Annotated in this window: 8 protein-coding genes and 1 riboswitch; of the genes, 6 read left to right on the forward strand and 2 right to left on the reverse strand. The window is 61.4% G+C overall.

The features are described from left to right. The 5 genes from ybeY (at position 1) to trmB (ending at position 4,948) form a co-directional block, all read left to right on the forward strand. Positions 1-489: an rRNA maturation RNase YbeY gene (gene ybeY, locus BMZ91_RS07445; protein WP_092836462.1), complete on the forward strand. Its 489-nt coding sequence runs from the start codon at positions 1-3 to the stop codon at positions 487-489. 39 nt (positions 490-528) lie between these two features. Continuing rightward, entirely contained in the window at positions 529-1,416 is an 888-nt protein-coding gene (locus BMZ91_RS07450) for a CBS domain-containing protein (RefSeq protein WP_092836465.1), read from the forward strand. Beyond that, positions 1,409-2,932: an apolipoprotein N-acyltransferase gene (gene lnt / locus BMZ91_RS07455; protein ID WP_092836468.1), complete on the forward strand. Its 1,524-nt coding sequence runs from the start codon at positions 1,409-1,411 to the stop codon at positions 2,930-2,932. Before BMZ91_RS07450 ends, lnt begins: the two co-directional genes overlap by 8 nt. A gap of 38 nt (positions 2,933-2,970) precedes the next feature. Beyond that, positions 2,971-3,018, forward strand: a riboswitch (SAM-SAH riboswitch). 5 nt (positions 3,019-3,023) lie between these two features. Next, positions 3,024-4,190 carry a methionine adenosyltransferase gene (gene metK / locus BMZ91_RS07460; protein ID WP_092836470.1) on the forward strand — a complete coding sequence of 389 codons (1,167 nt, stop codon included), beginning with the start codon at positions 3,024-3,026 and terminating at the stop codon, positions 4,188-4,190. A 44-nt stretch (positions 4,191-4,234) separates the two neighbouring features. Further along, positions 4,235-4,948, forward strand: a complete 714-nt coding sequence (gene trmB / locus BMZ91_RS07465) for a tRNA (guanine(46)-N(7))-methyltransferase TrmB (protein WP_092836473.1) — start codon at positions 4,235-4,237, stop codon at positions 4,946-4,948. Between the two features lie 56 nt (positions 4,949-5,004). Here trmB and BMZ91_RS07470 read toward each other — a convergent pair whose 3' ends face one another. Both BMZ91_RS07470 and argE read right to left on the reverse strand, forming a co-directional pair. Continuing rightward, positions 5,005-5,637 (reverse strand): sulfotransferase family protein, encoded by a 633-nt coding sequence (locus BMZ91_RS07470; RefSeq protein ID WP_092836476.1) that lies wholly within the window; start codon positions 5,635-5,637, stop codon positions 5,005-5,007. Between the two features lie 163 nt (positions 5,638-5,800). Continuing rightward, positions 5,801-6,955 (reverse strand): acetylornithine deacetylase, encoded by a 1,155-nt coding sequence (gene argE, locus BMZ91_RS07475; RefSeq protein WP_092836858.1) that lies wholly within the window; start codon positions 6,953-6,955, stop codon positions 5,801-5,803. A 325-nt stretch (positions 6,956-7,280) separates the two neighbouring features. On the opposite strand from argE, the gene BMZ91_RS07480 reads away from it, so the two are divergent. Continuing rightward, entirely contained in the window at positions 7,281-10,478 is a 3,198-nt protein-coding gene (locus BMZ91_RS07480) for a hypothetical protein (RefSeq protein ID WP_092836479.1), read from the forward strand. Positions 10,479-10,614: the final 136 nt, after the last annotated feature.

A 10,614-nucleotide genomic window follows, 5' to 3' on the forward strand; every position in this document is an offset into this window, starting at 1 on the left:
ATGCTGACCGAGGTGATGATTGAGGACGACCGCTGGCAGGCGGCGCAGCTTGAGGCATTGGCGGAACGCGCGGCCAAAGCCACGCTGGCGCATCTCGGGCTTGATCCCGGTGCCTTTGAAATCGGCGTTCTTGGCTGTGACGATGCGCGGATCGCGGTGCTGAATGGCGATTTTCGTGAAAAGCCACAGCCGACTAATGTGCTGTCCTGGCCAAGCGACGAGCGCGCGCCCGAGACCCCCGGCGCGGTGCCTGACCTGCCGCAACCCGGCCCCGAGAGTGAGCTTGGCGATATCGCCATTGCCTATGACACCTGCGCCGCTGAGGCGCACGCCGGCAACAAGCCGCTGGCGGATCATGTGACGCACCTGATTGTGCACGCAACTTTACATTTGCTGGGGTATGATCATATCCGTGACCAAGATGCCACTTTGATGGAAACAACCGAAGTGGCGATACTTGGCAAACTGGGGTTACCTGACCCATATTAGGCTATTGGGCAGCATTGCCCGCAAACTGGAAAGAGACGGATGGGCGAGAGTATCGACGGGTCTTCTAACGCGGCGCAAAGCGCGCAGCCGGAAGACCAGACGGCAAGTGAAGAGACAGGCGGCTTTTTTCGCCGGATCATCGGGGTATTCAACCCCAGCGATGACACAGAGATGGACGAGCACGAGGATGCGACGCCGGCCAATGGCGGCTTTGGCATGCGCAACCTGCGTGACATGGCGGTCGAAGACGTGGCTATTCCCAAGGCTGAAATCGTCTCGGTGCCCGCCAGCATCACCAAAGACGATCTGGTGCATATTTTCCGTAACAGCGGGATGACCCGCCTGCCGGTCTATGAGGGTACGCTGGATACGCCGATCGGCATGGTCCATCTCAAGGATTTTGCGCTGAAACACGGGTTCAACGGCAATGGCGGGCGGTTCTCGCTCAAGCGGATGCTGCGCCCGCTGTTGTTTGTGCCGCCGTCGATGCCGATTGGTGTGCTCTTGCAAAAGATGCAGGCCGAGCGACGCCATATGGCGCTTGTGATTGACGAATATGGCGGTGTTGACGGGCTTGTCACCATCGAGGATCTGATCGAACAGGTGGTCGGCGAGATCGAGGATGAGCATGACATCGACGAGGGCCACTTCTGGAGCGAGGAAAGCCCCGGCTGTTACGTCGCGGCCGCCAAAACCCCGCTTGAGGATTTCGAGGCCGAGATCGGTCAATCGCTCACCGATGTGGATTCGGTCGATGAAGAGGAAATCGACACGCTTGGTGGGCTGGTGTTCATGCTGCTGGGCCGGGTGCCGGTGCGCGGTGAGGTGATCGAACATCCCGCCGGTCCGGTGATCGAGGTGATGGAGGCCGATCCGCGCCGGGTGAAACGCCTGCGGGTCCGCCTTGCCGAGCCGGTGAATGGCTAGGCTTTCAGGCCTGCCAGAGCGGGCCTTGTGCCGCCTTTCGGCCATGGCGCCTCTGCGCCGATGGCTGATCGTTCTTGTCACCGGCGCGCTTGCCGCCCTGGGGCAAGCGCCGGTTGGTTTCTGGCCTGCGACCTATGCGATGTTCGCACTGCTTTTCGGGCTGTTTCTCACCACCACGACATGGCGCCAGGCGGCGTGGCTTGGCTGGGTCTTTGGCACTGGCTATTTCCTGCTTGCGCTCAGCTGGATCGTCGAGCCGTTTCTGGTCGATGTGGCGCGCCACGGCTGGATGGCGCCTTTTGCGTTGATCGGTCTGGCGGCCGGGCTGGCGCTGTTCTTCGCGGCGGGGCTTGCGCTTGGCCGTGCGGCGGGGGGCGGGACGCCGGGATTTATCGGCGGGCTTGGCTTGGCCGAGGCCGCGCGCGGATATGTTTTCACCGGCTTTCCCTGGGCACAACCGGGGCATGTGCTGATTGATACGGGCCTGCTGCACTGGGCCTCTTATGCGGGGTCTCTGGGGCTGACGGCGCTTGTGCTTGGCGGCGCTGCGGCGCTTTGGTATGCGGTGTCGGGCCTGCGTGGAGCCGCTCTGGTGGTGGTTGTGCTCGGCTTGCTCTGGCCTCTGGGCATGGTTCTGCGCCCCGAGGCGGCGGCGCCCGAGGGGGCGCCAACTGTGCGCCTTGTTCAGCCCAATGCGCCGCAGCATGAAAAATGGCAGGCCGATAAGATCCAGGGGTTTTTCGACCGCCAGATCCTGTTTTCACAGGCGGGCGAGCAACGCCCCGATCTGATCGTCTGGCCGGAAACGGCGGTGCCGGTCATGCTCAACACCGCCGCGCCGACGCTTGAGGTGATTTCAGCCGCCGCCGGCGGCGTGCCGGTGGTCGTCGGTCTGCAACGCTATGACGGTCGGCGGCTTTACAACTCGCTGGCGCTGGTCGAGGCGGGCGGCACCGTGGCGGCAGTCTATGACAAGCACCATCTGGTGCCCTTTGGCGAATATGTGCCCTATGGCGACTGGCTTGGGAAAATCGGCATTCACGGACTCGCCGCAAATGAGGGGCAGGGGTATTCCCCGGGGCCGGGCGCGCAGGTGATCGACATGGGCGATCTGGGGCGGGCCTTGCCGCTGATCTGCTACGAGGGGGTGTTCCCGCAAGATGTGCGCGCCGCCCCCGAACGGCCCGATTTCATGCTGCTTATCACCAATGACGCCTGGTTCGGGCAGGTGTCTGGCCCCTATCAGCATTTGGCACAGGCCCGGCTGCGCAGCGCCGAACAGGGCCTGCCAATGATCCGCGTCGCCAATACCGGCGTTTCGGCGATGATCGACGCGACAGGCCAGATCACCGCCCGCATCCCGATGGGGCGGTCGGGGTGGCGCGACGCGCCGCTGCCGCCGCCCTTGCCGCCGACGATCTATGCCAGGACCGGCGATCTGGCGATGCTGGTGCTGCTGATCCTGCTGATCGGGCTGTCGCGCCTCGGCAACAGGCGGCGCAGCCCCGGCATATAGAGATTGACGCTGGCAGGGCAGAGGCGTAACCAAGCGCGACTTCGTCACAACGGCTTCCTGGCGTGACGGAATAATCTATTGGAGCGTTTTCATGGCAAGACAGAACTATCTCTTCACTTCCGAGTCGGTCTCGGAAGGGCATCCCGACAAGGTGTGTGACCGCATCTCTGACGCGATCCTTGACGCGTTTCTGGCCGAAGAGGCAAACGCGCGTGTGGCCTGCGAAGCCTTTGCGACGACCAACTGTGTCGTGGTCGGTGGCGAGGTCGGCCTGTCGAACCCGGATCGCCTCAAGACCTTCATGGGCGGGATCGAGGACATCGTGCGCGACTGTGTGCGCGATATCGGATACGAACAGGAAATGTTCCACTGGCAGAACCTGTCGTTCCAGAACCTGTTGCACTCGCAATCGGCGCATATCGCGCAGGGCGTTGATCGTGACGGGGCCGGGGATCAGGGTATCATGTTCGGCTATGCCATTGATGAAACCACCGAATTGATGCCGGCCCCGATCCTTTATTCGCACGCGATCCTCAAACGGCTGGCAGAGGTGCGCAAATCCGGCGCCGAGCCGACGCTTGGGCCGGATGCGAAATCGCAGCTCACCCTGCGCTATGTCGATGGCAAGCCGGTCGAGGTGAACCAGCTTGTGCTGTCGACGCAGCACGCGGATGAAAGCCAGACCAGCGATGACATCCGTGCCATTGTCGAACCCTACATCAAGGAGGTTCTGCCAGACGGTTGGCTGAGCGAGAACACCGAATGGCATGTGAACCCCACCGGCACCTTCGTGATCGGCGGGCCGGATGGTGACGCGGGCCTGACCGGGCGCAAGATCATCGTGGATACCTACGGCGGTGCGGCCCCGCATGGCGGCGGCGCGTTCTCGGGCAAGGACCCGACCAAGGTCGACCGGTCGGCGGCTTACGCGGCGCGCTATCTGGCGAAAAATATCGTGGCCTCGGGGCTTGCGAAACGATGTACCCTGCAACTGAGCTATGCGATCGGTGTGGCCAAGCCTCTGTCGATCTATGTCGATACGCATGGCACCGGCGCGGTGCATGACATGCAGATCGAAAAAGCGGTTGATGCCTGCATGGATCTGACCCCGCGCGGCATCCGCGAGCATCTTGACCTGTGTCGTCCGATCTATTCGCGCACGGCCGCCTATGGCCATTTCGGGCGCGCCCCCGAGGCCGACGGCGGCTTTAGCTGGGAACGCACGGATCTGATCGAGGCTTTGACAAAGGCCGTTTAATCAAGGGGCTGGCACGCGAACTTCGCGTGCCGGTTTAACCGTATATGAAGCGCGACACACATCCCTCAGGTGCGCCCTGGCGCAACTTTTATGGCCGGTTCAAGGGCAAGACCCTGCGGCCAAGCCAAGAGGCCTATCTTGACGAAGATCTGGCGAAACTATCGCCGGGGGCGGTCGATTGGGACGTGAACCCCGACCGAGAAGCCATTGACCTGAAACCACTTTTTGGTGAAAAAGACGTCTGGCTTGAGATCGGCTTTGGCGGGGGTGAGCATATGGTGCACCAAGCGGTGCAGACCCCTGATGTGGGGATCATCGGGTGCGAGCCTTTCATCAACGGCGTGGCCATGCTTCTGGGGAAAATCCGCGCCGCCGAGGCGGAAAATATTGCGGTTTATCCCGGCGATGTGCGCAACATGTTTGACGTTCTGCCGGAGGCTTCAATTTCGCGGGCATTTCTTCTTTATCCTGATCCCTGGCCGAAAAAGCGCCATCACCGGCGCCGGTTTGTCACGCAAGAGTATTTAACACCGCTCTGCAAGGTTCTGAAAAAAGGCGCTATTTTGAGGGTGGCAACGGATATTCCCGATTATGTCCGCCAAACCCTTGAAGAGGTGCCACGCCACGGATTTGAGTGGCTGGCAGAGCGCCCGGCCGATTGGCGCGAACCCTGGGATGACTGGATATCGACGCGCTACGAGCAAAAAGCCCTGCGCGAGGGGCGCGTGCCGCATTACCTGACCTTCCGCAAGCGCTGAGGTTGGTGGGCCGCGTACGCGACCGATTGCGTGCCGATCCCGTTTCGCCTGCTGCGCTAGTCTGGCTCGCCGCCGAAATGCGCCCAGAATTCGTCGCGCGGGTTGCTGCGGGGAAAGGGGATATCGGGAACGGGCACATCAAGGAAATCGCAGAGCGGTTGCCAGCCATCCGTGACTTGAAACACCAGTAGACGATATGCCGGGACCAGAGCGCGCACCGCCTGATTGTTCGCGCGAAATGCGGCGATCGCACAGTCGCGGTCGGTGTGGTCCTCGAATGTATTCTTCAGGAACCAGCCCGACATCGTACGAAAGATGTCGTGAACATGTGGCGGCAAGTCCATGTCGGGGGCGTTGGTGAAAAACTTGCTGATCGTGATGTTGAAGCTGTTCCACCATGCCTCTTCGGGGCGTTCGGTGTGGATCACCTTGGCCTCGGGAAAGGCGACCATCGTTTGCTGCCACACGGCTGCGCCGGGCCAGTCGACCTGGGCGTTATAGCCTTTGAAGACCGCGTCCCAATCTACTGGCCTGCCTGCGGCGATGCTGGTCCAATGGGCGGGTTGGGCCGGGTTTTCCATGACCTCGACCATATGGTGACAGGGGCCAAAGCCAAGATGTTCGAGGGCCAGCTTCGTTGACATGGTTCCGGTGCGTCCGAAGCCCGATCCGATGATTTTAAGTGACATATCTACACCGCGGCCCAACCATGCCCTAGACGAAGGGCAGTAGCGGATGCCGTCCCATGTTGGATTTCCAGAAAAAATATACGATCACCACCGCTGTTCCGCAGGATACGGCGAAGACGCGTTTTTCCCTAGTGAAATCTCGCGGTAAACGGCGAATGAGCGGTCAGGCGGCCAGTCTGCTGCCGAGACGCGCGAGCATGTCGATGCATTGCTGAAGCTGATCAAGCGCAATATATTCATCGGGTTTATGAGCCTGATCAATGGAGCCCGGCCCACAGACCACCGCCGACATGCCGTATTGCTGAAAGACCCCGGCCTCGGTGCCGAAGGGCACAAGCTCGGCGGTATCTCTGCCGGTCAATTCCATCAGGATCGCCTTGGCCTCGTTCTTTTCCGCAGGTTCCAGCCCGTCGACCTCGCCGATGACTTCGGTGACAATGTCGGCATCCGGGCAGATGCTGCGCATGGCGGGCAAGAGCACCTCCTGGCAATAGTGCCGCAGGTCGTCCTTGACGAACGCCGCGTCCGAGGCCTGAACCGGGCGCATTTCCCACTCGATGCTGGCATTCGAGGCAATCACGTTATGGGCCACGCCGCCCTTGACGCTGCCGGTGTTGATCGTGCTCCAGGGCGGCTCATAGCGGCTGTCGGCTGGTGCGCGATCGCGCAAAGCATCCTTGAGCGCCAGCAGGCGATTGATGTAGCGCGCGGCATATTCCACCGCATTCACCCCCCGGTTCGGGGCCGAACCATGGCCCGCAAGGCCACTAAAGTGGGTGGTGTATTCATAGCATCCCTTGTGGCCCTCGATGATGCGCATGCTGGTCGGCTCGCCGATGATGGCCACGCCGGGGCGAATGCCCTTGGCCTTGAGGCTGTCGACCAGGGCCTGCGCGCCAAAGCATCCGACCTCTTCATCATAGGTAAAGGCGAAATGCAGCGGGCGATCCCTGACCTGTTCTGCAAAGACCGGGGCCATGGCGGTGGCGGCGGCGATAAAGCCTTTCATGTCACAGGTGCCGCGCCCGTAAAGGTGGCCGTCATGTTCAATCAATTCGAACGGATCGCTGGCCCAATCCTGTTCGGCCACGGGCACCACGTCGGAATGCCCCGACAGAACGATGCCGCCGTCCACCTCCGGGCCGATTGTGGCGAAAAGATTGGCCTTGTGCCCGATCTCGTCGTGAAAAATATCCACCCGTGCACCGTGGGTTTCAAGAACATGCGCGAGATAGGCGATCATATCGAGATTGCTCATTTCCGAAACGGTCGGAAAGGCAATGAGATCGCGCAACAGCGCAACGGTATCGGAAAGCATGGTGCGCACGGGGATATCCTTGGCGGTTCGGGTTTTATGAAACTGTTTGACCTTGTTGGTCAAAATCGACCTCGTCAAGCCCTGCGACCGGTTTTGACCGCCCGACATTCGCCAAAAGCGAGGTGAGAATGCGCGCGTTCGACTCTGGGTTGTGGCTGAGTGTGTGAATTCAGTCTCACTCCGCCAAATATCTGTCAAATAGGGCTATTTTGTGCGAATCAGACAAAAAACACCTAGCGATTGTGGCCCAAAAACGGTATTTATGAGGCAGAAAAATAAAGTGATGCGCAAAAGTATTACGTTCTGAGGCTAGAGTGGTGGTGTTATGAGAGCGATTGATTATGTCGCCCGCACAAGTGCGGGTGTGTCTGAGCGTGGGTCGGTTTTGGCTCAGGATGGTGTGACGGTTATTCCGGCAAGCCAAGGACAGGAAATTTCCCTGAATCTTAGACAGACCGACATTCACGGGTACTCCCGGGATGGCGGCGATCTGGTGATCACCCTGGCGGATGGCCGGGTGGTTGTGCTGGATGATTATTACGGCGGCACAGGTGTTGCGCAAACCCGTCTGTTTATCAGTGCGGATGGCTATTTGAATGAGGTCAGCCTGATTGAGGGTGCTGAAGGCACGGTTTACGCGCAATACGGCCCGACCGAGCAGTGGGGCAAGTGGAGCCCAACCGAGGATCTGATTTTTCTGAGTGGCGATGACGTCACCGTGCCCGTAGGGGGCGATGACGAGGTCTCGATGCTCGGGGCCGGTCTTCTGGCAGGCGGGAGTCTGCTGGGCCTTGGCGGGGCCGGGGCGGCCGGTCTGGCTGCGGCGGCCGTGATTGGCGCCGGGAGCGGTGGCGGCGATGGCGGTGGCGGTGGTCCGACCCGCATACCCCCGTCGGTCAATGAGGATGGCACCATCACCATTGGTGGCGATGACGCGGATAACCCCACGATCGCGATTACCGGTGGCGGCGAGCCCGGCTCGGATGTCGGGGTCACCATTGGCGACAAGACCGTTGAAACCGTTATTGATGAAAGCGGCGAATGGGATGTTGTCTTCGAGGGCGATACCTTCCCCGAGGATGGCGAGCATGACGTGGTTGTCGTCGTGACCGAGCCCGATGACACCGAAACCACGCTGGATGGCCCGTCGATCGTGATCGACACCACGCCACCCGAGGTAACGGTAGAGGAGGGTACGGTCGCCACAGATCACGTGGTCAACGCCGAGGATTACGAGGATGGCGTCGATATTGCCGGTCAGGGTGAGCCTGGCGCCGCAATCAAGGTCGTGGTCGACGGTCAGGAACAGACCACTGTCATCGGTGACGATGGCCACTGGGCGGTGACATTTGACCCTGCCGATCTTGCGGGCGGCGAGCGTGAGGCCGAGGTGCTGATCACCGCGACCGACAGCTTTGGCAACTCGACCACGGTGACGGATGCTCTGGCGATCGACACGGTGCCGCACCCGATCACGATCAACGGCGCCGCCATCGGTGGCGACGGGGTGGTCAACTTTGCCGAGGCCGCCGCCGGATTCCAGGTCACCGGCACATCCGCGCCCGGTGCCACGGTGCGCGTCACCCTTGGCGATGTCGAGCGGGATGTGCTTGTCGATGGTGCTGGCAACTGGTCGGCTCAATTCGACGCAAGCCACATTCAGGCCGGAGAGTCCGAGGCCACGGTCACCGCGAGCACGATTGATGCGGCGGGCAACCCGAGCCAGACAACCGGCACCTTTCATATCGACACCGAGGTGCGCGATTTCGCGATGTCGGGCACGCCCGGCGGCGCCGATGCGGTAATCAACGCCGCCGAACAAGGCGACGGCTTTACCATGACCGGCCAGGTCGAGCCCGGCTCGAGCGTGGTGGCGACGTTCCGCGGCGCGCAGGTGAGCGCCGATGTTGCCGCAGACGGAAGCTGGAGCGCGACCTTTACCGGCGGGCAAATTCCCGCAGGCACCTATGTTGCCGATGTGGTGGCGGTGGCGACCGACGCCGCCAACAACACCTCTGAACTGCGTCAGTCGGTGTCGGTCGATACTGAGGCGGGGCAGCTGACGCTGAACGCGGCCAGCATTGGCGGCGATGGTGTGATCAATGGCGCCGAGGCGGATGCGGGCGTTCTTGTCACCGGCACCGCCGATCCGGGCGCCACCGTGATCGTCACGCTGGATGGCGTGGAACATGCGGCGCAGGCCAATACCAACGGCCAGTGGCAAAGTCTTTACAGCAGTCAGGAAATCACCCGCGGTACACATGATCCGCAGGTTACGGCGCGCACCCAGGATGCTGCGGGCAACCCGACCTTTGTCGAGGCCAGCGTGCATGTGGACACGCAGGTTGAAAACCTCAACCTGAGTGATCTCAATATCGCGATCACCGAAGACGGCCGCAATGTGATCAACAACGATGTCGCCACACAAGGCTTTAGTGTCACCGGCACGATCGAGCCCGGCTCGCAGGTGTTTGTGACCATCGACGGTGTTCGCCACGCGGCGGCGGTTGACGGGAATGGCAACTGGCTGGCCAATTTCGCGGCGAATGAAATCGGCTCGGGACAGCGGTTTGCGGATCTGCGCGTCGATGTGACCGATCCCGCCGGGAACGAGGCGGTCCTGACCGATACCGTTCAGATCGACACCTTTGTCGATGAGCTGTCGCTTCAGGGGCCGATCACCGCTGACAATGTGGTCAATATCGCCGAGGCGCAGGGGGGGCTTCAGCTTTCCGGCCGCGTCGAGCCCGGATCGAGCGCCACGATCGACGTCTTTGGCCGTAGCTATGACGCCGCCGTGGACAGCGCGGGCAATTGGACGCTGCTTGTTCCGCAAGCGGATATCCCGCAGGAAGACGGCAGCACCGACATGGTGATCAACGCCACCGACTGGGCGGGCAATACCGACACGATCACCGAAACGCTGACCTATGACATGGTGGCGCCCGATACGCCGGGTATCGTCGGCTATTTCCGTGAGGGCGGCGGCTATCGCAATGCGACGGTTGAAACCAACGAAGACGAGATCAGCATTCATCAGGTCGATGCGGGCGGCAATGTTCAAGAGCTGGCCCTTGGCGAACAGGCCAACGCCTTTACCGGCGAGACGGATTATTTCTTTCTCGATGATGCCGGTGGTATTCAGCCGGTCTCTGACGGTTCGCAACTTGTGGTGAGCGCAACCGATCCCGGCGGCAATACCGCAAGCACCTATGTGGTGCTGGATGAAACCAGCACCTCGGTGGTCAATATCGCCAACCCGAACCTGGCAGCGTTTGACATCGAAACCATCGACCTGCGGTTTGGCGATCAGGCCCAGCTTACGTTGAGCGAAGAACAGATTCTGGCGCTGTCGGGCAATAGCGACAGGGTGCTGATTCAGGGTGGGGCGGATGATCATCTGACCATTTCGGGCGCGCAATCGGCGGGCACGACCCAGATCGACGGCCAGACCTATGATGTCTACACCCTTAGCACCGACGCCACGCTGGTGGTCGACGATGACATTCAGGTCGTGACCTGAACCAAGACCGGGGCGCGCCGGGCCAATGCCTGCGCGCCCCCCAAAAAAACAACCCGATCAGAGGGCGAACCATGGGGCAGGGGCAAAGATCAGCGCGCTGGCTGGCGGCAGGTGCCGCCTGTGTCTTGCTGGCAGG

Origin of the sequence: Roseovarius lutimaris (genome assembly GCF_900115165.1) — a bacterium.
Lineage (GTDB): Bacteria > Pseudomonadota > Alphaproteobacteria > Rhodobacterales > Rhodobacteraceae > Roseovarius > Roseovarius lutimaris.